Origin of the sequence: Paraburkholderia sp. GAS333, assembly GCF_050435665.1 — a bacterium.
GTDB classification, from domain to species: Bacteria; Pseudomonadota; Gammaproteobacteria; order Burkholderiales; family Burkholderiaceae; genus Paraburkholderia; species Paraburkholderia fungorum_A.
Window position 1 is genome coordinate 1 of record NZ_JBNDKS010000017.1, and the last position, 25,801, is coordinate 25,801.

The following is a 25,801-nucleotide window of genomic DNA, read 5'->3' on the forward strand; positions in this document are numbered from 1 at the left end:
TGGCTTCGTCCGCTTGCGTATCGGTCTAACGCAATCGTGCTTCCCACAGGCCTTCACTAACCGGCTGTTCTGCACGTTTTTACACAGCCTCGGCCAATTTGAGACGTTCACCGTCGACAGCCAATTTGTCGACAATCAGACGCTCAGTTCTGCCTGCCTGACGCGAAAATGATGCAATGGGATCAGTCAACGTCAGGAGTTTGGCGGGGCTTCTCCAGATCAACTGAGAGAGGGATTCCAGCCCATGCAAGTCGGGTTGACCGCATTTTGAGGTATTCCGGGTCGGCGGAGAGTCCAGGAGATAGCTGGCTCCAGGTCAACTCGGAAGGCGGCCCCAGATAGAGGATGGCGTCGAACTGCTTTTCCATCACTGGAGAGAGTGCGGCGTCCACATAAAGCTCCACGAGGCCATCGCCGTCCCTAACGAACAAAGGGTGCGGGTAATAGGACCGGAAGCTTGATATCCCGAGCTGCGTACCTTCAATATGCGCAAGACTTGGCCTGTGCCACGACGAGACCTCGGACTGAACAGTCGCCAGATCAATTAGCACGGGCACCCACACAGAGTAGACTTCGGTGCCTTGGCTTTCCAACATGGAAACCACGCCCGTCGCTAACGGGTTGAATTGTTGTGTCCCATGCGGCCGGTCCTTCGCTTGCCAGCAGAGGTTTTTACGCAACAAGTGCATGCCACCGTAGATCACCAAGGCGCGGCGGTGCTTGTCCAAGACCTCGCGTTGGATAATTTCTGCGGCGCAACTGTCGCGATCACCCACCGCGCCCCAAGCGTTGCTGAGATCCTCTGCGTTGTTGATTTTCGACCAGTCTATCGGCGGATCACCGAGCAATACGCGTATCTGACGGTCTTTTGGAAGGGAGGCATTCAAATTCCGGACTTCATGAAATAGCCCTTCATAAACTGGACGGTCCCATACGTCGTGGGGCTGCGTAGTGTTTTGCCACGCTTGTCGGAGCTGGATATCGGGCACATCTTCTCCAGCGACGAACCGGTCCATCATTTCCTGATAGAGGGAATTTCCACTTTCAACCACAATGTCGTTCACGATACGCGGAAATCTGGGATCCCTGATCAGCGAAGCGCGGAATGCATAAGCTTGCTCACATCCGTGGCCGCCATCACACATCGCAACGATCTGGTGGGAGTCGAAAGCGTCAAGAATGCCGACAATCGGATCAATCGGGGTTGCAGCTGCTGCCATCGTGTTGGTGGTTCCCTGCGCAGACTTCCGGTTTTAGGATCTTGCATTTTCGACCGCCTGACAGGTCAGAAGGTTCTGCGCATTACACTGGCTCGAATGTGCGGTTGCAGGCAAACCTGGCCGTCTCTCGCACGATCGCCTCGCATCGGCGCTTTCATGCAAAACGCATGAGTCAGTATTCGGCCAGTTTGAGTAGTTCGACAGTTCGGGCTACATCGCTAACAATTGAGCACCGTCGACCATGAGGGGTGCTTATGCTTGAGCAACTGCAGCGCGAAGTCCGCAAGTTCGGCACCGACCAAATTTTTCATTTTAGGCGACCACTGACATCGCATCTTATCGAGACCGGCAGATGGATTGCGAAGTGGGGCGGTCCACACGCTCTTGTCGCGGCCGCAGCGTTTCACAGTATCTATGGGACTGAGGAATTTCGCGAAAAGGCCGTTTCGCTGGAACGACGCCCAGAGATACAAGAAATAATCGGCGAGGATGCCGAGGCGCTTGTGTATCTCTTTTGCCTGGCGGATCGTCATGCGTTCTTCTCCGCTCAAGCGGCCGGAGCTTACTCCGTTCCTCTTCCGTCTCTTGGAACCTTAGCGGAACTTGATGAGCCGACGTTCGCTGCACTGCTGGAGTTGGAAGCGGCGAACATCGTTGATAGCGCTCTGCATCAACCGGACGCCCCACCCGCAGCAGGACGGTTCTGGTTGGACCGGTTTAAGTCAGTCAAACCTTGGCTCTCTGACGGAGCCTACTGCACTGCTCACGAGGTCTTGACGGCCTGGAATGCGGACACGGTTCGTGAGCGAATGAAGATGGAGGGATGGTTGACCGAAGGCTGACAGAAGACGTCGGGTTGACGTCGCTCCACCACGTGGGAATAAGCCGTCGTTTTCGAGGGCGACGACTGTCCCTCCCGAGTAGACTCGTGCTGTCTGCATGAAGTGGCGGGGCTATCAGCGGTCAATGGACATGGCGGCCTAACGCTGCTTGATGATCACAGGGTGTCCCTGCGAGGACGCCCATGCTCTAAGTGCTGCCTGTGGATTGTCATCGGTGCGATAGGCCTTCACGCGTGCAATTCGCCGAGCGTCGTTCGTCGACACCGACTCCGCAACCCACCAACTGTTATCGGGGCGGATGAAAGCCGTGAATTCCTTTCCGCCCGCCGTCAAAAGCAAGTAACCGGTCATCGCATCGCGCGCGAGGCGGAGCGCCTCTGACACGGCGTTCGCAGCCTCCGTCATGGCCACGAACGCCCTGCCGGGTATATCTTGGCGGGTCGTGCCGTTGACCGTGAGGATGACCCGCAACTCGTCCAGATGTTCGATCCAGCCGATCCTGAACCCATTAAGGCCGCCGCTGTCCATGGGTTTCCAGTGTGCGTCGGCAAGAGCCGGCAGCAGCGCGTACAGTTCCACGGCCGAGACCATCTGCCCGTCGCGCAGGGTGTCCAGAGTCGTCGACGGGCGATTGGGATCCGCAAGGCAGAGCACAAGCGAGGCAGGCGTACCCGGAACTGCCAGATGGAAAGAGTCCCCGTTGGGACCGGCTTGGACGGGGCCAAAAGCAGTAATGGTCATGATCTGGGGGCGCGTTGGCCAAAAGGTTGCATTATCCGCTGCGCGAACAGCCGCTCTGCGCAAAACTGAATGTCCCTTGGGGGTCGGACGGGAGAGGCGTCACTCGTCGTGCGCCGCCACATAGTTAACAATCGAACCGATACCAGCTAGCCGAGAGGCATGATTCCCGGCGCATCAACTGAATTGCCCGATGCGAGCGCAAGCAAACCTTTCGAAATATAGAAAGGATCAGCTTTCAGCTTTGGATCAGCGTTTCCGTTGTTTGCCAGCACAATTACGTCCGCCGTCCAGTTCTCGGCAAACACGCGCGACGCGGCGGCAAGGAAACCGTTTACCCCGCCCCCATGAAATCGGATTCGCGGTTCGCCCTTGTTGACCATTGTCCCGAGTCCCATACCATCGCCGTGATCGGTGAACATGACGCTGCGGGAATCGTCCCGCAAAAGGGGGCCATCATGTAATGCGCGATGCCAGACGGCAAGGTCATCGACTGTCGAATATAGACCGCCAGCGGCGAAAGGTAAGCTCATAGCGATATGCGGAGCACGCAGCCATTCCCCATCGTCATAGACGTAGCCGCTTGCCAGAGCCGGAATAACTGAAAGACCATCGTCGCACCCGGTATCCGCCATTCCTAGCGGCTCGAATAGTAGCGATCGCAACACCTCGGCATAAGCTTGTGCACATGCCTGTTCGATCACGCAGCCCAGCACGGTATATCCGGAATTGCTGTACAGCGCCCGCGATCCAGGTGCGAAATCCAGTGGTAGCTCACGCACTAATCCGATAATTTCGCGGGGTGTGCGATCAATCTTCGATATCTCCTTTGGGAAGCTCTCCAGCGATGTGTAACTCGGGATGCCTGAACGGTGGCAGAGCAGCATTCGGAGCGTAACGTCGCGCCATACATTGTTCGTTTCGGGCAAAAAACGACCGACCGGGTCATCAAGCGTAACCATTCGCTGTTCAGCAAGTAGCAGAACAACGGCGGCGGTGAACTGTTTCGTAATCGAGCCAATGCGGAACCGCGTCGACCGCCCGTTTGGCACTTCGAACTCTCGATTGGCAAGGCCTCGCGCGCCTTGGAGCATCAACGCGCCGTTGATTGCAACCAGATAGGCTCCGCTGAACGCCCCGCCCGAATCGGCAAGGAAGGCAGCAACTCGACCATCGAGGTCTTTAAGGTTGGGGTGATCGTTGTTAAGCATGTAGTCGACTCACGTGCGTTCGTGCTTCGCAGCATAACGTACGCTTGGGCAGGTTTGCGGCGAAGGCTTTGATGCCCAATGTCAGCGATTTAGCGAGACGACCGTCCGTTGTGGGTCAAGGCCGTGTGAAAACGCGAAAGTACTCTGTTTTCGGGTGTCGCTTTATCCTTCCCAAGTGGCAGCCACGCCAATACAGCGCGATCTGAAGGGTCGTTTTTTCAGGTGCGACATTCAACGCGCGTTTTCACACGGGCTCGGCCATGAACAGCCGTTCGAGGTCGTCGTTCAGTTTATGTTCGGAGTCTCGTAGCCTCTTGCTCAAGGACCGCTTTGCGGCGAGCAAATCACGGGTGACACTGCCTCGAGCCGGCCAACAAGCGACATTTGCGGCGAACTGAATTGCGCAGTTTGATCGTCTCTTCTGCACCTGGAAGCAGTCGTTGACTTGTTGCAACTTATGCGACTCACCGTTCGCAGAAGTCAGGAATCCCGCGGCACTAGCGGGCTCCTGTAGTGGCGCGCGGGCATAATCGTAGACGATCGGCAACACACACATACGAGGCAAACATGTCGCTGGAAGACACCAAGAAACATTTGATTGCAGCGCTGCAGGATCAAGAAAACCGTGTCATCGCGGTGTCGGGAAAATGGAGCACTGGAAAGAGCCATTTATGGCGCAACTTCAAGGAGAATAGCGGGGATGATGAGATCGGGCGCGCGGTTTATGTATCTGTCTTCGGCGTCTCGGATATTAATCAACTACAACTCAAAGCGCTGCGCGGCGGTGCCTGTAGCCGCTGACGATTCGGCTTGAGCTGAGCGCATCCGCAGGATCGCGAAAGCCGGATCGGAGGTTTTGAAATCGGTCAACCGGGCGTTCGGCGCTCTCGATGAGCTGGCCCTATTGGTGGTGCCCAATTTCTCCGCGGCCGCATCGTCGTGCTCGACGATATTGAGCGGAAGCATCGGAAGCTATCGGTTGACGAAATCCTTGGTTTTATCGACGAACTTACTCAGCAGCATGATGCTCGCTTCGTATTGATTCTGAACGATGACTGTTGATGTCCACGCCGAACTGACCACCGGGGATACGGACAAAATCCTGGACTACTTTGAAGGTAGTCCATGTATTCATACGAAGACCGCGTTCGGGCGGTCGAGCTGTACCTGAAGCTCGGGAAGCGCGTCAAGGCAACAATTCGCCAGTTGGGTTACCCGACGAAGAATTCTCTCAAGGCGTGGTGTGCGGAATTCGAGAGTAGTGGCGATCTGCAGAAAGACTATGTTCGCGTAAAGCCGAAGTATTCAGAGGAGCAGAAGAACCTGGCACTCGAGCATTACGTCAATCACGGGCGGTGCGTCAGCTTCACCCTCCGGGCATTAGGCTACCCCTGTCGCCAGATACTGACGGCGTGGGTTCGCGAGCACTATCCGGGAGCAAGGAAATACGTGGTTGGCAAACGAGGGCGACCGGCCGCGTCATTAGCCGCCAGGCAGACCGCGGTATACGAACTGTGCACACGGCAAGGAAGCGCACAGGCGGTGGCGCGAAAGCTGGACGTCGACAGGGTGACGCTGTACAACTGGAAGAACCAGTTACTCGGCCGGGAGGCCCCTGCATCCATGAAACGCGACAAGGGATCACGCACAGAGACGGATCGGGATGAACTGGAGCGGCAGATCGAAGGGCTCCGGCGCGACATTCGCAATCTACAGCTTGAACGCGACCTGCTAAAGAAGGCGAATGAACTCATAAAAAAAGAACTGGGCGTCGACCTGCCACTCCTGAGCAACCGGGAGAAGACGACGCTGGTTGACGCCCTGAGAGAAGAATATGGTTTGGCTGAGATGTTTGCGCGGTTAGACCTGGCGCGCAGTGCCTATTTCTACCATCGGTCGTCCATACGGCTTGCCGACAAATATGCAGAGGTCCGTTGTACCGTTGCTGAGATCTTCGAGGACAATCACGGACCCTACGGCTATCGTCGGGTGCAGGCAGCGCTCAGCCGACAACGGGTGCTTCTATCGGAGAAAGTCGTGCGTCGCCTCATGAAACAAGGCGGCCTCCACGCGGCCAGGCCCAAGCGTCGCCGATATCGTTCTTATATCGGAGAAATCAGCCCTGCCCCAGATAACATCATCAATCGCGATTTCCACGCTGACGCCCCGAACGAAAAGTGGGTCACGGATATCTCCGAATTCCAGATTCCCGCGGGAAAGGTATATCTAACGCCCATGATCGACTGCTTCGATGACATGGTAGTCAGCTGGACGATTGGCACAAGCCCCGACGCAGAGCTCGTGAATACCATGTTAGATGCGGCTATCGAGACCGTGACCGAGGACGATGAGACGTCAATCGTGCATTCAGATCGGGGGGCCACTACCGTTGGCCGGGCTGGCTATCGCGAGTTGCAAAAGCTAATCTGGTCCGATCCATGTCGCGTAAAGCCTGCTCACCAGACAACGCGGCATGTGAGGGATTCTTCGGCAGGCTGAAGACCGAGATGTTCTATCCAAGGGACTGGCGTTCGACAACCATCGCGGAATTCGTTGAAGCGCTGAACGCCTATATTTGCTGGTACAACGACAAACGGATCAAGGGCTCCCTCGGCTATCTCAGCCCCATCGAGTACCGTGAAAGCCTCGGGCTAACGACGTAAATCAGTCCAGGAAAATGTCCGCATCCCCGGTGTGTTAAGACTCGGTGAAAATCAACAGGTCGCCCTGATGCGCTTGCCCAACTTCAGATACAGCCGAACTCCTCGATTGCGTTCTTCGTACGAGTACACGGGCTACCTCTAGGTAGTCCAAGATTTTGTCCGCAGCCCCGTATCGGGTAAAAATGAACACGCCTAGCCCTGATCGTACAGGCGGCGCGCGGCGCGAAAGGCACCTGCCGCAAGCCCCACTTCGAGCCGGTCGACTTCCTCATTGAAATACCGTTTCATGTCCTCGAGCGGTGGGGCGTCTTCGAGCATAAGCATCCGCTCATCCCCCTCATCGCCGGCTTGCGTGCGCCCGGAACGCAGACGCATCGCCGCAATGTCGTACTTGCCTAACGCGTCGTAACGCACGAAAACGCGGTAGAAGTCGACGATTGTGTAGCCATGACGGGTCATGAGTACGTATAGATCGAACCAATCACAAATCTTTGACCGCTCGGCGCAAGCGAGACATGTTGTCGAGAAGATCTCGTCCGGCGTGGCGACCCGAAGCGGATCGCTCTGTTCGCCTTCCAATGCTTTGCCCGCTGGCGGGTCCAGACAGACGAACGTCACCTTCACCGCATCCATCGCGAGATACTGTTGATAGTCCTTTAGCGCAAGGCCGTCCTTGGAGAATGACTCCTCGATAATCGCACTATGGTTGAGCCGCATCGGCATTCCGGCATCTGCTAGCTCGCGCGCAAGAACGCCAAGCCGCCGGTGGGGAAGCGTCTGCCCAAGCCATGCGAAAACCAGTTCCTCGCTGAGGCGGTGTCCGATTCGCAGCGTCCGTGAGGTGTCGCCAATCAGCACGAAGCCCTCAAGAAGCGGATGCGTGTTTAAACGCTCCGAGACCAGTCGAGTATCAGCGCGAAGCCTCTTCGTATCCACGCCGGATGTTCCCCAAAATGTGCTCCGTGACGGGCGCCGCGCGGCGGACTTCCCGGGGAGGATCTTGTAGAAGGCTCACCCACTCACGCTCGATTGCATCCGGTCCAAACTCGACGGCAACATCCAGTAGGGTGTTAAAACTCGGGTCGAGCAGGGCGCGCCGGACTGTTGGGCCACACCAGTTCCGGGTGACGCTCTTTGAATGTGGCCCTGCGAGCACATTGTTGGGTCTGCATGACCGGCCGGCTGCCGGGCTCAATTTCCGCCGGGACGGCGACCACCCGTAGACCGACACCACAGGCGAGTCGCTCGAGAACGTCGAGACGGGCCGACCCCCGCTGCTTAATGCGCGACACGTTCTCCCGCGAAACACCCGCCGCCTCGGCAAGCGCCTTTTGTGTCCGGCCGAGGCGCTCGGCCGCTTGGATGATGGTGTCGATGACAGATTCGGAAGACGGATCGTCCATGTGCGCCTCATTGCTCAGGTCTGGCCGGGCATGCCATACGGCCACAAATAAAAAGAGCAATCTTACATCGCGATCCATTTTCAAGTTTCGCTCACGGTTGCACGATTTTATACCTCGTCATTCTGGCCAAGCGACAGAAGCACGCTTTGCGAAACGTGGGCCGCCTTGAATGATGCCCAAATAGACTAACTCTTAAACACGGAGGAGTTTTGAAAGGTGAATTCGCGGGCCTGCTATGTCTGGCGGAGCCGCTCGACAGTGGCTCGCCTGACCGGGCAATCGCGCGGGCGAGCAAACGGGCCGTGGTTGATCCCGACTTATTCGATTCATGCGATCTTGTCTCCGTCCGCTATTCCAAATAGGCGGTTGGGTAGCGGCATCTCATGGACGCGGATCGGCCACGGCGAGACGTTGCATCGGGTACCTGCGACTTCGTCTGTACCGGTCAATCGGGTAATTTATGCGGCGCTCTGCTTTGGGTCGAGATGGAACGGACAGTGCCCTCTATTTTGGACCGCCTTCGCCTCTCATCCAGGTCCTACTTCTCCGAAGAGAGGGCAGTCTTCATTTTATGGCGGTCGAATCGGGCCAAAACGCATCAAGTATCAGTGCGCTAACGAGTCCTTCGCATCGGACCACGTTTGGAACTTTCGTGATCGGGATCGCTGCTCGACCGCATGACTTCAAGGCTCGACGCCACGGCGACCCAGACAAAAGTGATATTGACCAAACAGGGAGTTCTTTGCCGATTCGCTGCAGGCGATACCGTTCACGATCGCCCTTAGCCGCGTCAATCAGTACCCTTGCGGCCCTCAGGAGATCCGCATTGGGATGCCCTGACCACAAGGCATTCTGTGCGTTCATGTTGGCGCAAGCTTTAGAAAAGAGCGTGAACTGCCAAACTACGGTCAACGGCATCGCAATGTTGTTGCCTCTCGCTGCAGCCGCTGGTAGGTCAATACATCCGGGGGCCGCTGGCCAGCTACAAAGCCCCCTTCTAACGCGCGCTATTGCGAGCTAACGGATTGCAGATGTAACGAACCGCGTAGTCAGCGATAGGTGAATATGGAAGCAGACAAAGGCTGGACAATGCGAGCGTTCCAACTTTCTTCTTCAGACTCCAGAATGGATTTGCCACGATCGTATGCAGATAACGGTGTGAATCTCTAAACATCCACCGCCATCTGGTTATAAACGGTGCCCGATAGACACTCGAATAAAAATAGGCTCTTTCATATGAAAAATCATGAAAATCCGGCGGCAGTTGCATTCCCAGTCGGCGCGATGCCAGCTCACGCAGCGTCACCCAGCGCGATATGATCGCTCGCGGTGCCTTCCCCGCCTGATCGGAATTAGCAAATGACACGTCTCTCCCCGCGTCGGCGGATACCCGATATCCGCCGAGAGAAAGCGGGATGCTTGAAACCGACCCGATCAGAGCCGACCCATAGATTGCATAAAAATCAGCACCGTGTCGGTCAACCACTGATTCGGGAACCGGGAAAATTTTTCTGAGCGCACTCACGCTATATGCATTTCCGGAGGCCGGTGGCGACGGGTAAAGCCACCCGTCGAGCAAAAGTTTTCCGCAGTCGCCGTCAATCCGCGAGTGAGGTACATAGGCACCCATTAACTTGCCGGTGTGGTCGATGATATCTAGGCGGAACTGCACTTTTGCCAGGTTTTCGCGTTCAAAGTGCCGCATCACGCCGGTCACAGCGCCCGGATACAGCACGTCATCGGCATCGAGAAACAGCACATAATCAGTTTTGGCCAGATTCAACCCCACGTTATAGGCCGACACTTGTCCGCCATTCTTTTTGAAGACGGTCTTTATGCGCGCGCCATAGGGAGCCATGACCTGACGCGACCCGTCTGTCGATCCGTCGTCGATCACAATAACGTGGGTATTCAGGTAGTCCTGTGCGAGGGCCGAATCAATTGCCTCTGCGAGGAAATCTTCGCAATTATAGTTGCAGATCACAACGGTCATTTCTTTCATGGCGACTCACACGCAAGGACGGAAGGCATTAATGGGCGGCGGGGATACCTTCAAATGAATCGGCGGCGTATAAGTCTGCTCGCGATGGCTTTGGGTGCAAGCAAGGTGGCGATGCTCCATCCCGCAATAAGACAGCGAAACCCCGGACGCTCAAAACTTTTGCGAAACGGGATGGAGATTGCATCGCGAAGGGCGCGAGCGCGGCTATCGCCAGGCAAGGGATGCTGTTGAGGCGTTAATCGTAAGGAAGCCACGCGCAGTTGAAGCAAATGAGGCGCAGCAAAAAGGCTGCTAAGCGGCGGCGAACGCTGGCCGGTCATTGCGCAGGCTTTGCACGCAGCACTGTGGCGCTTTAGTGCCCGGGCGATCTCGCGCCCAAAGTTGCTCACGCTTGCACTCATAGCACTGTCATTGGCGCCATGCATGCGATAGAGCACCAATGGTGCGGCGATTGTCTCGACATCGCCCATATAAGGCGCCATTGCAATACATGTTGAATCCGTGAAAGAATCATAGGTTGAATCGAGTGGGAAGATCTTCTCGAGAAAGTGACGCGCGTAAGCGTTTCCGGAGCCCGGCGGTGTTGGATATTCAGACGTTTCGTAAGCCCAGTGACGGATTGCGCCCGACGAGAGTCCTGGCGGAATTTTTGGAATTACGTTTCGAATCTTCGGAATCGCGTTTTGTATGGGTAGACCTTGCGCGTTCACGCGCTCCATCAACACCTGTACCTTGCTGAGGCCGGGTCGCCAGACCGAAGCAATTGAGCGCAGCGCGCCGGGAACGAGAATGTCGTCCGCATCGAGGAAGATCACAACGTCACCCGTACTTCGTTCGAACCCCACGTTATTCGCTTCGCGCTGCCCACCGTTCTCCTTAAATATGGCAGTAATGCTGTCGCCGAATGAACGAATAACTTCGGCAGAGTGATCCGTTGAACCATCATCGACAACGATTATTTCAGTGTCGGACCAATCCTGTGTCAGTGCGCTCTCAATGGCCTGACGAACAAATCGCGCATAGTTGTAGTTGGCAATAACGATCGAAAAGAAAAGATCGGTGGATTTTGCTAAACACTTGCTGCCTTCGACGTTCATCAACTACCTCCAGCTTAAACAGTTCGGGCCACTCGAACGCATTGGCAAGCCTTTCGCGAGATACCATTCCATAAAACGGTACAGCTTTGCTGTTCGCGGGTTCCGCCAAACATAGGCGAAAAATACCTATATTTCAGAAGTGGCGAGGCGGAATGTCTTTGCGTACGACGTTTTCACTGCCGTGCAGCAACTAAGCAGGGTGCCAGACTTCCTAACGCCAAGTGCTAGGTTGTCTGAACTACATGCCATTAAGACGCAGAAAGCAGACCAGTATGGCGCTTCCCCCACACATCTCGTCTAATCGACGGCGCAGGGGTGCATCGAAGCTTCGCAGAGCGCGACACAGCGAGATCGGGCGCTGGCTTGGAGAGAATGAGCATATTGCAGGTATGCAGGCTCCACTGTTTCAGATGCTCCACGGTCGCCTTCCCGCGTGGATGCGGAACCTTTAGCCTATGCTGAGGAAGTAGGAACTCCTGAATGTTGCCGTTCCGGACTATAACTACGATTTAGCGGCAATTGCTGCGGTCATCGAACGCCGTCGTTCGTGGAACTGGCTCATATGCTTAGGCGGTTCCCGCACTTTAAACTGGAACAATGCGTTACGGAACAGCTACTACTATGCGGAAAATCTCTTCATGGTCTTTTTACCGGCGCCCCTTGGTGCAAGCTGCGACTTCTATCTTGAACGGGGGCGGCGGATGCTGGCGTCATCAGTTTCGAATTCATAGAGGCCGCTAACAACTGCACGAGAATAAGCGATGACACTTTACGTCGATCTTGAGAAAACCCGTAATGCGAATATCGATGTAGCTGTGTTCGATATCTTGATTGTCGGGGCCGGTGCCGCCGGACTGACTTTAGCCCGCGAACTTTCCGGACAAGGTCTGCGTTTGCTCATCGTCGAAAGCGGTAGTTTGGAAGAGACGCAAGATCATGAAGCGCTTAATGCTGTTGAGGTTGATGGAGTCGGTGGCCGACAGGACCTTCACTTCGTCCGGGATATGTCGCCGGCTGATCGGATGAAATTCCGGGTTACCAATACTCACATTTACGATTTTCGGTGTCGGGTTTTTGGCGGCTCCGCAATGGCGTGGTCGGGAGAGGTGGCACAGTTCGATGTCATGGACTTTTATAAACGCGAGTGGGTGGCTCAATCTGGGTGGCCACTGAGTATGGAAGTGCTCGCACCTTATATGGCACGAGCAGCCCAACGCCTTGGGGTGAATCCGCTGCTGATGAATAACCGATTTTGGCTCAGCGGCCAACCGATAATGCCACCTGAGATCGACCGGTTGACTTCCTTTTCGTCCTATTTCTGGCAGATACCGCGGTCGCTGGATGGCACGAATGACGCGATGCGGATTGGAAAGGACTTCCGCAAAGAAAATCACCATGATGTGACTGTCTTTCTTAATGCAACGGCGAGTGCGATCAGGTGTGACGATGGTAAAGTCACCGGGGTTCAAATTATTTCGTCTATGTCAGGAAACAGACATATTTTTGTCAATGTCGGCTACGTTGTGATTGCTGCTGGCGCGGTGGAGAACGCACGCATACTTCTCCTTTCAAAAGATAATAAGGGCACCGCGCTAGGCAATAAGCACGATGTCGTTGGTCGGTATCTGATGGATCATCCAACCACGCCGTTGGGTAGTTTCTCGGCGCCCACTCTGGGCGGAGTTGCATCGATGTTTGGCGTTTTTACGCTGGTGGCTAAACATCGTGCTTTCATGTACTCGCACGGATTATCGGTAACCCCAATCGTTCAGGAGCAGCAACGTCTGACCAATATGGCGGTCCGTGCAAATGCATGCCTCTCATCGGGCAACCTAATCCAGACGCTAGCAAGGCATGTAAATAGAAACTCAGCGAGAAAGATTGAGTACGTCAACTTAGACGTTGTCTGTGAGCAGCCGCCGCTACCGCAAAATCGTGTCACACTTTCCCGGCATCGCGACCTGCTAGGGTTGCAAATACCGAAGATCGCCTGGGATGCCGGCGAACAGGTGCGCCGCGGCGTAATGGAGATCGGGGCATTGTTGGCGAGAGAATTTCAGGTGGCCGGTATTGGTGGTTTCCAGTTGTCGCCGTCTGTTACCGCTCGTGACCCCGCCAATATCTTCTTGCCTCAGAGAGGGCACTCATCCGGCACGACGCGAATGGGGCTCGATGTTGCATCAAGCGTCGTCGACCCAAATTCTCAGGTTCACGAAATAAAAGGCCTTTACGCGGCCGGAACCTCAGTCTTTCCTACCAGTGGCCATGTCGATCCGACCCTGATGACTATTGCACTGTCTATCCGACTCGCAGACCATTTAAGAGAATGCTTTGCGTCGCAGCGGCTTTCGGAACTAACGAACAAAGCCTCGTTGGATGACATCAGCCCACTGGTGCTCGTTACAGGTGCAACCGGCAATCTTGGAACGGAAATTGTTACTCAACTGCTTGCAAAAGGTTATCGAGTGCGAGGTCAATTCCATCGACGGCTACCCACCGACGGCCGTGTCGAATGGGTACAAGCAGATTTTTCCAAAATTGATCAGACTGATGCTGATTTGGATGTCCTGTTGGGCGGGGTGAGCGCCGTGATTCACTTAGCGGCCAGTCGCCCCGGCGCACCGGCCATGCACGTGGCCAATGAAGTCAATCTTGAGCGACTCGTGCGAGCTTGCGTGCGAAATGGAATCAAATATCTCGGTCATGCCAGTTCGATCGCGGTCTATGGCTCCCCCACGAACCGACTAATAACGGAAAGTAATCCATTGCTCAATCTGAACGTTGCGATCGACAAGCAATTTTTTGAAAACGGCACCATGCGTGAATATGCGCGAAGCAAGCGGGCGGAAGAAGCCGTGATCTCAAAGTACGCGCAGCATATGCATGTCGACCTTTATAGGATTGCAATGGTACGGCGGTCGTGCGAGCTCGAACAATGCCTCGCGTGGGGGCGCGCGACACGAATTGCGACGATGTATCGGAACAGCCATTACATTTCCCCTCATAACGTTGCGAGGGCTGTCTCCCATTTATTACAGATTTCGCTAAACGACGGTAAAACGGTCGGGATTGATGCGTTCAATATTGCAGATATAGCTTCACCCACTTATAGGGACCTCTATCATCACGTCGGTCGCCAGCGCCTATTTTATATTCCACTTTTTTTTGATCTCCTCAAGGGATTGGCAATGGGTAAGCGCCTGTCCCGACGCTTACCCATAGGTTTTTGTCGCATCGACAACAGTAAGCTCAGGTCGACAGGTTTTAATTTAGAAAGCGACTGGCATAATTTCCTCAGCGTTGCGTTGGCCCGCGACGGCGAGCAAGTCAAGATAGGTACTTGAAATATCTCAGCGCAGCATTTCGGCTGGCGGCTGATTGTCGGAAGGCCGAGTTCTTTATCTCAACCAGTGACGACTCTGACAAACTGGAGGCCGGATTTAGGGACCGTATCCAATTCTACAACCATGATCGCGTCAAGCTAGAATTGCAGGGCATCAGCCCCGTACAATACCGGACGCAATTTGATGTCCGTCGAAATTTTTGACAAAAAATGAGTGCTAGTGTTTTGGAGCGCCCCCTGTCATGGGCGATTGGCGACAAAAGGTAAAACAGTATTTTTTAGAACAGATCGTGGCCGCGCTCAAACGGGCCGAGTCAAATATGCCGGTGGCGGATCTGATCCGTCAGTTGGGTATTTCCGATCAGACGTACTATCGCTGGAAGAGGCTGTACGCAGGCCTGGAGTCGCACCAGGTCCGCGAACTCGCGCAGTTCGACGATGAAAATGCGCGGCTCAAGAAGCTCGTTGCAAAACTCAGTCTGGACAAAGCGATCCTGCAGGGTATTGCCATAAAAAAGGCGGCCCCGCGCGCGCTGATAAAGGGACGCAGTGACCTACATCATGGATTAATACGGTCTTTCGACGCAGCGGGCGCGCTGTCTGGTCAAACAGGCGTGCAGCACCACTACGGTCGCATCTTCGAGGATCCACAGACGGCATTACGCCAGCGTACGCGCGAGATCCCGCAGACCCGGGAGCGGTACGGTTACCGACGCGTACGTGTGCTGCTTAAACGCGAAGGCTGCCGCGTGTCGTAACCGGGTCTATCGGCTGTACGCCGACGAAGCGGCAGAGGAGGTCGCACAAAGGCGACAGATTTTCTGCAATGTCGGTCAGCGCATTCCGTGGCGTCGCCATAAGGACTATATTAAAACGGAGCCGTGCGGTTCGTCGGAATAGGTTTGCGCCAGCGGATCGTGTTGTTGTATATCCACTCATATTAGCTTAAATGGTCTAAGCCACAGTTTCATCCGTGCGTAGTTCCCCGGACTTTGTTGATCCTCACCGTGGCATCGCCTCTTCCACTTGCTCGTCGCAATAGACGTAGACGACACGGCCGGCAAAGGATGCTGAATTGCGATCTTTTGGATTGCGGCTTGAGAAGCTGAGCAAGACTCACATGCCGTGGTTGTGTGCCAAATGAGTTGTAGCGCTTTTACGCGACGCGCTGCATCTTTGCAATCATGGAGGACCATGAACCCAACTGGCGAAAATCAGACCTCCGAGGTTGCTCCTCGTGAGTTCGACAGCACCGAAGAACCGATTGCGAATGGCATTTTAGTTCGTATGGCTGCTCCCTCGGTTACCGTCATAATGGCCAACTACAATGGACAGAGTTGGATTGGACAAGCGATCGAGTCGGTCCAGAGACAAACGCTGGCAGACTGGGAGCTTATCGTGGTGGACGATGCGTCAACGGACGCCAGTGTAGACATTGTCCGCGCCGCTGCCGGGAACGACCAACGTATCGTTTTGCTCACGTCGAAAGTAAACGCGGGGCCTTCGGTTGCACGTAATCGCGCTTTGGCGCGTGCGCGAGGACGCTGGACCACCATCCTTGACAGTGATGACACGTTCGATGATAGTCGTTTGTCATCGTTACTGGCAAAAGGCGAGTCGGAGGGCGGCGGGATCATAGCCGATGACTTACTCATTATGAACCCAGGCGGCGTGCTCACTGGGCACTCGTTGCTTAAGCTGCAAACGGCCAAGACCTTCGATGCCAGTGCATTGGTGAAAGCGCCTCATCTCGCCTATCTCAAGCCGATGATCAGAACTGAACTTTTATCTGGTCTGTGGTATGACGAGCGCCTTCGTTCCGGTGAGGATTTTGATCTCTTGTTGCGCGTATTGGTGAGACGCGAGGCAGGATTGGTCGTCTATCCGGGTATGGGTTATCACTATCGTCGGCGTATTGATTCGCTATCCACCAATAAGTCGGCGGATCGACAGGCGCTCCGAGGCATGCTCGAAGCGAACGCCCGTTTCCGCGCATCGCATGCTCTCTCAGGACGACTCGGCAGTGCGTGTGCGAGTCGACATCGCTCGCTCGAAGCCTCGCTACGCTGGGTCGATGTCACCGAGGCGGTTCACGAAAGGCGATTCGCCGCTGCCCTTCGTCACACGATCGATCATCCCGGAGTCCTGAGATGCGCCGTGCAGTTCTTCAAGAAGCGTTTTTACCGGATCGTACTTAGAAATAGACGTCGCGCTGAGACATTAGGGCTTTAACCCCACACGGCGGGACAACCATCGGTAGCACGGCTGATGCCGTCGGACGGAAATATATCGTCCAAATTTTTTGCTCCGCAAAGGTTAGTGCGCGTCGATCTATCCATAAGTCTGCGTCACGGGAAGAAATGAGGTCTTGCAGTTCATGAATTGATCGTGTATCGCTTGGCCATCAAAATGCTCGGGTGCTCTAGAGGCAGTCCCGCGTCACAATCGACCTGTTGGAAAGATCGGGAAAAAATTGCTCAACTCAGTTCAATTAATTTGTCGATATTAGCATTCCTCATCAGTGATCCAGTTTCCTCGGTCATCCCGGACGCGCTAAAAATTCGTGAGCGGTCTGCTCGATGTTGCCGCATAGAATCGGACGCCATCAAGTCTGTTTCCGACCGCTTCGAATCGCGAGGCGACAGCAATAGTTTCGAAAGAAAACGGCCGTCTTGCACGCAGCTTGGGCCACGCTCGGAGAGATCGCTGATATGCAGCCGCTTGTCAATGTGTTCCCTAGACTTTGTGGGAAAACCCGGGTACCTTTATCTTCAGGTTTAATTCTCACAGTAGCGCGCGGGTCTTCACAAAATGCGGTGTCGTTAGATTCTCACCGCGTGTTTCGATACATTGTCCTTTTCAAAATTCGTATTTCACGACATCCGAACGACTCGTTCGGGTAGTCGCGCGAGCGCACGGTGAGTCATCACCGCCGGATATTCATCAGCAGTTCGGCAATGAGAGGTCGGTGGTCTGAGAGACGCGTCCCGAGCCCGAACCGGGAGTGCCGAAAACCTGGTCGCGCGCGCAGCTGCGAGTGCGACAACGACGAGAACAATCTTTGTTTCGAAAGGCGGAGGACTTTGATGAGGGCAACGAATCTCGTGCTCGAACGCGTCATCAACCAACGATTCGTGGCATTCGGCATCCAGCATCTGCTGGCGGGCAGGGCTCCAATCCATGACGGGGATGCGCAGAGAATATGGGCCGGGAATGGCCTCGTTTCATTTGATGCTTTTGATACTTTGGTGACGAGGCCCTTATGGCGGCCATCCGATGTGTTCCTGATCACGGGGTATCGGCTGCAAAGTCAATTCGGCCAGGTCGTGGAGCCTCGTAAATGGGTGACTATCCGGCACTCGTCGGAGTGGAGCGCGCGTAAAACCACCTTGGAGCGTGAAGTGACGCTCGATACGATTTACGCCGAGATCGGAGCGTCGGCAGGCTTGCCAGCCGAGGTCCTGACCGCGGCGCGTGCCATCGAAGTCGAGATCGAAAAGAACCTGTTGCGTCCGATCACCAGCATGGTGGAGATGTTCAATCGCTTCTCTGCAATGGGAAAGACGGCGATTATCTCGGACATCTATTTTTCGCGACCGGACCTAGAGGTCATGCTGAGCGGATGCGGCTTGCACGTGGACCCAGCCCGGCTGTTTATTTCGTGCGAGAACGGTCGTACCAAGAGAACGGGAAGCCTGTTTTCGGACGCCAGAAGTAAAGGCGTGAAACACCTGCACGTTGGCGACAGCGTTTTTACCGACGTGTTTCAGGTCTGGCGTACCGGAGGCCGTGCCGCACCCTTCTTCAAGGCGTCGCCCGGTCGACTGGAGCGCGAGCTGGGTCGGGCCGCGATCGATCCGCCGTTGCTCGGGTCCGCTATGGCCGGTAGCGCGCGCACCGCGCGCCTGCGGATCCATGCTGCCGGCGCGCATGCCCAGGCGCTGGCCGAACTGTCGGCCGGCTTCGTCGGTCCGTTGCTCCTTGCTTTTGTCACGTGGATTCTTGTGCAGGCCCGGCGCAGGAAAATCGACCATCTGTTCTTTCTGGCGCGTGATGGCCAGATCCTCCTGTCTATCGCGAGAAAAATCATGGCCTCGCGTGGCTCATCGATGAACCTGGAGTATCTGTACGTGTCGCGGCAGTCGCTTCACCTGCCGGCTCTTCTCGACGTCTCCGAAGGCGACCTCGGCCATTTCGGCTTTAGCGCCGGCCGTTCCGTGGCCGATGTATTCAGGAAATTCAACCTGGGTATCGATCATCCGGCCATCGCCGCGTTGCAGGAGCGGCTCGGAATTCGCTCTCCCCATCTCGCGCTGGATGGGACCGAAATCAATCAATTGATGCTGGCTATCCGGGCAGACCGACAACTGGTCGATCTGATCAATACGACCGGCGCGTCTGCGCGACAACTGTTGCTTGAATATCTGGACCAGAAAGCCTTCTTTGCCGAAGGGAACGTCGGTGTCGTCGATATCGGATGGCGGGCCAATTTGCAACGTTCGATGGCGAAGGTCGCAAATAGCAAAGACCCCGGTTTCAGCGCGCGCTTTTCGGGTTTTTACTTCGGGCTTTATCATCGTCCCGAAGACTGCGGTAGTCTCGACGACTATCTCAGCGAGCCCGTTGCGGAGCCGCTACGGGCACTTGTGCGAGGACCGATCTTCGAGGCTTTGTGCGCGGCGGACCACGGCACGACGACCGGTTACCACCGCGTAGCCAATGGTTCGGTCGCTCCAACGCTCCTCACTGAAGACAATCCGCAGGCACAGGCATGGGGCCTGAAAATTCAGCACGACGTGGTGAACGCGTATGTTGACGATGTGCTGGCCGTCCTGAAGGCGGCCGGCATCGACATACTGGATTGTCTGGACGGGTTGACGACAGGAGCGGCTGTCGTCACCAAACAGGTGATCGGCTCCCCCTCGCGGGAAGAGGCGAGCGCGCTAGGCTCGTTTCCGCACGCCAGCGATCAGTTGCATGAAGTTTTCGAAGAAGTCGCGCCGCCATTGTCGCTCAACGCGCGGGAGTGGTTGGACAGGCTGCGAGGGCGCGAAGGGGAACCCCTCATTTCCGAATGGCCTGAGGCAAGCGTAGTTCGCGCGGTTCCGCCGATCGCGGCCGGAGCGATGCTGCGAAGTCTCGGTATGGCGCGACGCTTGCGCAGGCGCCTGAGTGCTCGATAGTGGCCGTTCGGCTTCTGGCGCTCGCCGCGTACGGCGCTGTGGACGTGATGGGTAGCGATAGTCTCATGACGCCATCCGGTAGTTCCATAGTGCCACGCGGCTTGCGCGCGACCTTTTTTCGCGCATGCCGCTGCCCCTTCAACGGTGGACGACCCGCAACGTAGCAAGACCTGAGGGTGTCCAGATCCCATCCCATTGCCAACTACACATCTACGGCGTGTCGAGGAGCATTAAATTTGCTTCCGCGATGCGCGGTTTTGGCTCTTGCGCTCCGCGACTCTTCCCGAGCCATGACACAATCACTCGGCATATGACGAGGTTCTACAGGGCGTGGCGCGAGGCGGCGTTGTCACGTAATCAATGCGTCGTTTGCTGCGCATCCGGGCGCTTCAGCATCCAGCACGACGCGGCAGGGCCGGCGAATGTCGCGCGATGCACCGCGCTCACGGCCACTTTTGACATCAGTGATACTGAGTCAACGTGGCACACCTCAGCACGCTGATTTGCGTGCTTCGTGCTGCGCCTTGTCCACCGTAGCGGCGCGCCTCTCTCGATCGAACTGAATAGCTAGTCGGATAAAGTCGGAGAAACAGAATGGATAGACGAAAGAGCGTCCGCACTGTCGGTTTTATGTATGGCGGCTATGTGCTGAGGTACATGTATCTCATCATCGTGGTGCCGTTTTACAGCCGGACTCTCGGCGTCGTGGGATACAGCCAGGTGCTCGCCTCCATGTCGCTGATGAGTGTGATCTGGATGCTCGTCGCCTATGGCTTCGAACCTGTCGGCATGCGGGACATATCCAAGGCGCAATCGGTTTCTGAATGTAATGAGATCCTTTCGCTGCATCTCAGTGCGCGTCTTGTGAACGGTTTCGTTGGCGCATGTGTCGGGATTATCGCCACGATGTGCTCGCCGGTCCTCTCCCAGATACCGATGATCGGCATCATGGCTACGCTACTGGGAATTGTGTCCGGTATCAATCTCGGTTGGCTTTTTCAGGGCCGTCACCAGTTTCGCACGCCGATCATTATCGAAGTATTCGGCTTTGCGTTGAGTCTCGTACTGGTGCTGACGATCGTACGAGGACCGAAGGATGCGGTCTGGGTCATCGCGAGCCTGCTGATAGCGGGCGTGGCGTCTTCGGTCATTGCTTATGGACTTGCAATAGCGCAGTTGGGATGGCCGCGTTTCAAATGGACTGGCATTGTTGCTCTGATCCGGAGTTCGACGATGCTTTTCGTCTACTCCTCCGCGCCCAGGCTTTTGACGGCCTCGTCAACTTATCTGTTGACGCTGCTGTCCACGCCTGCGCAGGTCGGCTACTTTGGCGCGGCGGAACGCTTTGCAGCAATCGGCCTTGGATTGATGGGGCCGGCGGCGCAGGTCTTTATTCCTACCATTACGCGCCAACTCTCTCTGGGCGACGCGGAAGGCGCGCACCAGACCACCCGACGCGGCGCGGTGCTATTGATGAGCTACGGTTTGATAGCCTGCTGCGGCGCGCTCACGCTGTCTCCTTTCGTGCTGCCGTTGATCCTGGGTGCGTCGTTTGCGCACAGCGCTCACATCCTTCAGATCTTCGCCTGGATGTTCCCGTTCGTTGCCTTCAACGAGTTCATCGCGGGTTATGTGCTTTTACCTCGTAGAAAGGATCGTCTTCTGGCTAGCGTGGGCCTCGGCACGGCGGTCTTGAACATACTGGTCGCCCTTATGCTGGCCCCCCGGTTCGGCGCTGTCGGACTCGCATTTGCCCGGGTGATCGGCGAGGCAACGCTGTCGGTCATCTTGCTGGCGATGATGGCCCGCCTCGATCTGATCCGTCTGATTCCCGGCTTTGGACGAGCGAGCATAACGATCAAGACTGCATTCAATATTCGTCATCCGACGCCTGGCAGCAAAGATGACTGAGCCTGCGTAGTTCTGCGGGCGAAATCGTTGCCGACGATATCCGCCTATGGCGGGAGGGCCGCGTGCTTGCGCCTGTTTCCCGTCTTAAAAAATCCCCGGCCCAGTGATCCAGACTAGCGGGTCGAATATTCGCTTTACGCGGGACGACTGGACGTCTGGGTCCTGAGACCCCAAGCCGCATCCTCGACTGACCTATCATCCTTCCATTCGCGAACGCTCTGGCTGGGCGATTGTAAGCGTTCTCGAGCGCACCCGGTACTGCTTCTGCCGCCTCAAGCAGGCGAGGCACACGCGGCGCTCCGATGCGACACCAGTTTAATAGCCAGCCTGCGCTGCCCGATCGGCTATTTAAAAAAACGCGAACGTTCATTTTCGTTTAAAACGTACTGTTCAGTTAAAACTGACGATGTGTCTGTGGGGTAGCACACATCCACTGTCAAACGTTTGCGTTTGAAACGCTCCTCCCCGGACGCGTCTGCCGGCATTTTCTCCCCTCATTGAAAATCTCCCAGATTCATTTTATTTTTATTGATTCGATATTAATCAATTATCGCGATTCTCCCGCTTCAGAAATTGTTTTCCGTCACCTGACGATGCCGATCGAATCGCACGTCAATGTCATGACGTCGTCATGGACCTCTGGACCCCTGCGATTTGCGTGTGAAGCTTTCAGAAACATATCGGAGCGACGAGAAAAAGTCGGCGCCAGAAAATATATTTGTCCAGAGGAAATCGGCAGATTTTATGTAACCAGTTGTTAACGATCAGCACGATTATCGGGCATCGGGTTTTACCTGGGTAACTCTGCGTTTTCAGACAATCATTCCGCCAATTTATTTATAGGGTCGAATAATCAAAATTCGAGCGGCTTCAAACTGCTTATCATCATGAGAAAACAAGATTTTTTGCCGCCATGGAAATTATTAGAAATATTCATGCTATTTTACAAAAATCGACCATTTCTGCTGTGTCGTGTCGCGTGTTACGGGTACGATTTACCCCGGTCGCAGCCTCTGTGGGAATTTTTTGCTGAAAAAGCGTGAGCAATTGATCGCGCGGTGAAACGTTTGCGCAGCGCTCGGCAGAATGCTTACGGGGCATTAGTGGGTAGCGATCATCCTGCCTTCCATGATTTGTCAGACGTTAGCACACACGTGCTTTAATTCGCATTTCGCGAATATTCCCATCCGTTGTTGGATTTATCTCGTCTGATTAATTAGTGTCGCAGGGGTAATTAAGCTCTTATAACTTTTCGCGGGATGCGCTAAAAAGATTTTTTGATTAAGGACTAAAAACGCAGATTTTATTTGTCCTTTCGCATGCCTTATTCAAAACCTCCAAAACATATATTTGGATTTTGTCGATATTTTTTTCGACAGCGGGATTAATTCTTTATGGTTAAGCGACGTCAATTTATGAGTGGCCTTGCGGCTCTCGGTGGAAGTTATCTTTTGAGCGCCTGCGGCGGCGGGGGAGGTTCCGACGAAGGGACCAGCACAGCGGCTAATGCAGCGACTGCCAAGGCAACGGCCAATTCAAGCGCCGCATCGGCGAGCGGCACCACGATTCCTCCGGCATCGTCCATCACGGACAACACCGGCGCAACCTGGACCCTGTCGGGCGGCGTTGCTTACAAGAACGGCGTCGATGCCGGCAACAATTACAACACGACACTGGTTCTGTACTACGCGGGCACTATCTACACCAAAGGCACGGGTGGTCAGTTCTTTTCATGGAATGGCTCGAACTGGACCGCCTGTAACGACCCGCGCCTGGGCGGGGTCTCCGCCGACGGCACGTCGATTCCTACGTCCGCCTACATTATCGACAAGAACAACGCGATCTGGACCGTGGTTGGCGGTGTGATCTACAAGAACGGTGCGACGGTCGGCAACACGTATAACGTATCCACCCTGCTGTGGTACGGCGGCAAGTTGTGGCATTGCGGCACCGGTGGCCAGTGGTACGTGAACTGCAACATCTACTCGTTCTGGTTGCCCTGTTCAGATCCGCGTATCGCCAAGGCGGCGACCGCCGGTTCGTTCTTCGGCATGAACGGTCACTACGACTACGCGTACACCCCCGCGCAACTGGTCTCGATCATGAAGGAGATGGGTTGTACCAGCTACCGGGTCGGCTGTACGGATGATGCGCACCAGTTGTGGGCGGTAAGCCAGATTGCACAGGCTTTTCAGTCGGCGGGTCTCACGCTGTTTGTGCTGATCAACCAGGGTGTGACCGATTCTAGCGGCAATCTGATGGCGAGCGAGTCCGCCGCCTACACGCGCGGCCATGCCTGCGCGGCGACGGTTGCAGCGACATTGGCGCCCTATGGCGTGACGATGTACGAGTGCGGCAACGAGTTGACGCGCCAGAACGCGACGGTGATGAACTTCTCTTACGCGGGCGACCAGGCGTCGGACTTCAATAATACGAACTGGCCGGTCATGCGCGGCGTGATGCGCGGCATGATCGATGGCGTGAAGTCGGTTCAGTCGAACGCGAAGTGCGGCATCAACTTCTGCGTGGCCGACGTGGGCGCTTCCGATGCGCTGTGGGAGGGGATGCAGCCGGACGGATCCAGCGGCCATCCGACCGTACGCTGGGACATCACCACCTGGCACAATTACGAAGTCTACGGTGATATCTTCGACATAGGCACCGACGGCGCGGGCCCCGGTTTCGATCTGGTGACGTACTGCAAAGCGCGATATGGTGTACCGTTCATCATCTCCGAGTGGAACACCGGCCCGGAGCAGACCGAAGCGTATCGTTCGACCTATATTACGTCGAGGCTAACCGAGTTCTATGCGAATAGAAAGACGCATGACCTCCAGTCGGTGATGTACTACGTGCTCGACAGCGGCAACACCGAGTACGGCATCATGGTCAACGGTGTGCCGAACAATCCGTCGTATAACTCGTTCGTCGCCTTCACGAAGGCTAACCCGGATAACTAGGCCCCCTGTCTGGCTTCAGCAGGACTGGCGTGGCACGACACGGGCTCCCCTTGTAGGATCGAAGGGGGGCCCTTGATTTTTCAACTGGCGCGTCTGGCCGGATCATGGTGCGTAACCTGCATCCCGCGCTGGCCGGGAAACAGGCTTACGCTGGATATTGATCCCACGGAAAGGTACGCAAGCAACGGAGCTTCGTGATCTTTGGATCGCATTAAATATGTTCTCGTTTCCCGATTGAGTCGCGCTAAGGAGGCAGGAGTTAAAACAGGCGGACACTTTCCTGAGGTTAAGCGTGACATGAAGAAGGCGACTGCGAGCAAAGCCCTGCCTGCCGGCACAGCAAAGGCACTCAAGCGACTGCACTGTCCGCTCGACGTAATCCCGTTGTGTGTGCAGTGGTATTAAGCCTAGTCGTTAAGCCTTCATAATTCCAAGAGATGATGGGTGAGCGCGGTCTGCCATTGTTCGAGAAGATCTTTCGCAGGAGCGGTCTGCGTTTCGAGGTCACATCCGCAGCGGCCCGAACAAAAAACCTCAGGGTCGGGTATTGTCGCGCGTCTTTGGCCTGCGATAAGAGAGATGGATGTTGTGTGCGGAAAGGGGAATCTTTCCCTTGGTCGCCTTGCTGGCAACGTAAAACGCCCGTGGGTGGGTGAAAAACTGCGCAGCCGCGACAGCCGCAGCGGAGAGGTGTCCGCCTACACCAGCGCGTTCATTGTAGTGATCCAAAGCATCGCTGCAAGCGACAACGCTCCGACCTTTCTCTGTTTCCCCATTATTATGGAATAACATAGTGCTAAGGAAGTCATGGTTTTCTTTCCTTTAACTAGGATGCTGTCACTCTAGGCCATAAATTATGGTCCTTCAAGCGCGGTTCCTTCGCAACGCTCGTTTATCGCGGCGATGTCGCTGTCAGTCGACGCGAAGTAGCGCACACGCAGGATTCCGATAGTCGGAAATGCGGCGCCATACTGAGCGGATGGCCGGGTCGTCGTCCATGAGAAGAATGGTCTGCATTTTGTGGAAGATGTCTGCTTTACACATGTCAATGTCGCACCGGCCGCTGCATACGGCCAGAAGCTTACGCACGGAACAGTTGCAGCTGGGCGAAGGTGTGAACAAGGTCTGCTGCAGGTCCAGCCTGTGTGGAAACGGGTTTTTCACCGCTAAGCGAGCGATTGCCAATCAGGTCAATCTAGTTCGACGCAGACGCATTGCACCGATCAAG

At 55.5% G+C, this 25,801-nt stretch carries 16 protein-coding genes and 2 pseudogenes; 11 read left to right on the top strand and 7 right to left on the bottom strand.

The genetic code is table 11. The annotated features are described in order from the left end of the window. Positions 1-182: 182 nt before the first annotated feature. The gene (locus tag ABH945_RS35755) at positions 183-1,220 is read right to left on the bottom strand and encodes a hypothetical protein (RefSeq protein ID WP_429253833.1); all 1,038 of its coding nucleotides are present in this window, start codon (positions 1,218-1,220) and stop codon (positions 183-185) included. A 254-nt stretch (positions 1,221-1,474) separates the two neighbouring features. On the opposite strand from ABH945_RS35755, the gene ABH945_RS35760 reads away from it, so the two are divergent. After that, on the top strand, positions 1,475-2,062 hold the full coding sequence (locus ABH945_RS35760) for a DUF6817 domain-containing protein (protein ID WP_429253834.1): 588 nt from the start codon (positions 1,475-1,477) through the stop codon (positions 2,060-2,062). 138 nt (positions 2,063-2,200) lie between these two features. Here the strand turns inward: ABH945_RS35760 and ABH945_RS35765 are convergent, their stop codons facing one another. Together ABH945_RS35765 and ABH945_RS35770 are read right to left on the bottom strand one after the other, a co-directional pair. Then, positions 2,201-2,803, bottom strand: coding sequence for a hypothetical protein (locus tag ABH945_RS35765; protein WP_429253835.1), 603 nt, complete (start codon positions 2,801-2,803; stop codon positions 2,201-2,203). A gap of 146 nt (positions 2,804-2,949) precedes the next feature. Beyond that, a complete protein-coding gene (locus ABH945_RS35770; RefSeq protein ID WP_429253836.1) occupies positions 2,950-4,011 on the bottom strand; it encodes a serine hydrolase domain-containing protein in 1,062 nt (353 codons plus the stop codon). Positions 4,012-4,578: 567 nt separating this feature from the next. Between ABH945_RS35770 and ABH945_RS35775 the strand changes: the two genes are divergently transcribed. Next, positions 4,579-4,812, top strand: a complete 234-nt coding sequence (locus ABH945_RS35775) for a hypothetical protein (RefSeq protein ID WP_429253837.1) — start codon at positions 4,579-4,581, stop codon at positions 4,810-4,812. Between the two features lie 324 nt (positions 4,813-5,136). Then, a protein-coding gene (locus ABH945_RS35780) for an IS3 family transposase (RefSeq protein ID WP_429253838.1) occupies positions 5,137-6,674 on the top strand; the annotation gives its coding sequence in 2 pieces (ribosomal slippage) (positions 5,137-6,391 and positions 6,391-6,674; 1,539 coding nt in all). A gap of 192 nt (positions 6,675-6,866) precedes the next feature. On the opposite strand, the gene ABH945_RS35785 is transcribed toward ABH945_RS35780, so the two are convergent. The 4 genes from ABH945_RS35785 to ABH945_RS35800 form a co-directional block, all read right to left on the bottom strand. Beyond that, positions 6,867-7,610, bottom strand: coding sequence for a nucleotidyl transferase AbiEii/AbiGii toxin family protein (locus tag ABH945_RS35785; RefSeq protein ID WP_429253839.1), 744 nt, complete (start codon positions 7,608-7,610; stop codon positions 6,867-6,869). Positions 7,611-7,744: 134 nt separating this feature from the next. Next, on the bottom strand, positions 7,745-8,155 hold the full coding sequence (locus ABH945_RS35790) for a helix-turn-helix transcriptional regulator (protein ID WP_429253840.1): 411 nt from the start codon (positions 8,153-8,155) through the stop codon (positions 7,745-7,747). Between the two features lie 919 nt (positions 8,156-9,074). After that, a complete protein-coding gene (locus tag ABH945_RS35795; RefSeq protein ID WP_429253841.1) occupies positions 9,075-10,079 on the bottom strand; it encodes a glycosyltransferase family 2 protein in 1,005 nt (334 codons plus the stop codon). A gap of 50 nt (positions 10,080-10,129) precedes the next feature. After that, the gene (locus tag ABH945_RS35800) at positions 10,130-11,176 is read right to left on the bottom strand and encodes a glycosyltransferase family 2 protein (protein ID WP_429253842.1); all 1,047 of its coding nucleotides are present in this window, start codon (positions 11,174-11,176) and stop codon (positions 10,130-10,132) included. Positions 11,177-11,937: 761 nt separating this feature from the next. On the opposite strand from ABH945_RS35800, the gene ABH945_RS35805 reads away from it, so the two are divergent. From ABH945_RS35805 to ABH945_RS35840, 8 genes and pseudogenes are all read left to right on the top strand, one after another. Next, positions 11,938-14,520 carry a GMC oxidoreductase gene (locus ABH945_RS35805; RefSeq protein ID WP_429253843.1) on the top strand — a complete coding sequence of 861 codons (2,583 nt, stop codon included), beginning with the start codon at positions 11,938-11,940 and terminating at the stop codon, positions 14,518-14,520. Next, positions 14,517-14,723: an IS3 family transposase gene (locus ABH945_RS35810; protein WP_429253844.1), complete on the top strand. Its 207-nt coding sequence runs from the start codon at positions 14,517-14,519 to the stop codon at positions 14,721-14,723. The genes ABH945_RS35805 and ABH945_RS35810 overlap by 4 nt, the downstream gene beginning before the upstream one ends. 38 nt (positions 14,724-14,761) lie before the next feature. Continuing rightward, a pseudogene (locus tag ABH945_RS35815) lies at positions 14,762-15,359 on the top strand (transposase); the annotation flags it as partial. A 354-nt stretch (positions 15,360-15,713) separates the two neighbouring features. After that, positions 15,714-16,751 (top strand): glycosyltransferase family 2 protein, encoded by a 1,038-nt coding sequence (locus ABH945_RS35820; protein WP_429253845.1) that lies wholly within the window; start codon positions 15,714-15,716, stop codon positions 16,749-16,751. A gap of 854 nt (positions 16,752-17,605) precedes the next feature. Beyond that, positions 17,606-19,702, top strand: coding sequence for a haloacid dehalogenase (locus ABH945_RS35825; RefSeq protein ID WP_429253846.1), 2,097 nt, complete (start codon positions 17,606-17,608; stop codon positions 19,700-19,702). Between the two features lie 594 nt (positions 19,703-20,296). Then, positions 20,297-21,613 carry an oligosaccharide flippase family protein gene (locus ABH945_RS35830; protein WP_429253847.1) on the top strand — a complete coding sequence of 439 codons (1,317 nt, stop codon included), beginning with the start codon at positions 20,297-20,299 and terminating at the stop codon, positions 21,611-21,613. A gap of 1,394 nt (positions 21,614-23,007) precedes the next feature. Next, positions 23,008-24,573 (top strand): hypothetical protein, encoded by a 1,566-nt coding sequence (locus ABH945_RS35835; RefSeq protein ID WP_429253848.1) that lies wholly within the window; start codon positions 23,008-23,010, stop codon positions 24,571-24,573. A gap of 297 nt (positions 24,574-24,870) precedes the next feature. Beyond that, positions 24,871-25,058 (top strand): annotated as a pseudogene (locus ABH945_RS35840) (IS6 family transposase); the annotation flags it as partial. Positions 25,059-25,801: the final 743 nt, after the last annotated feature.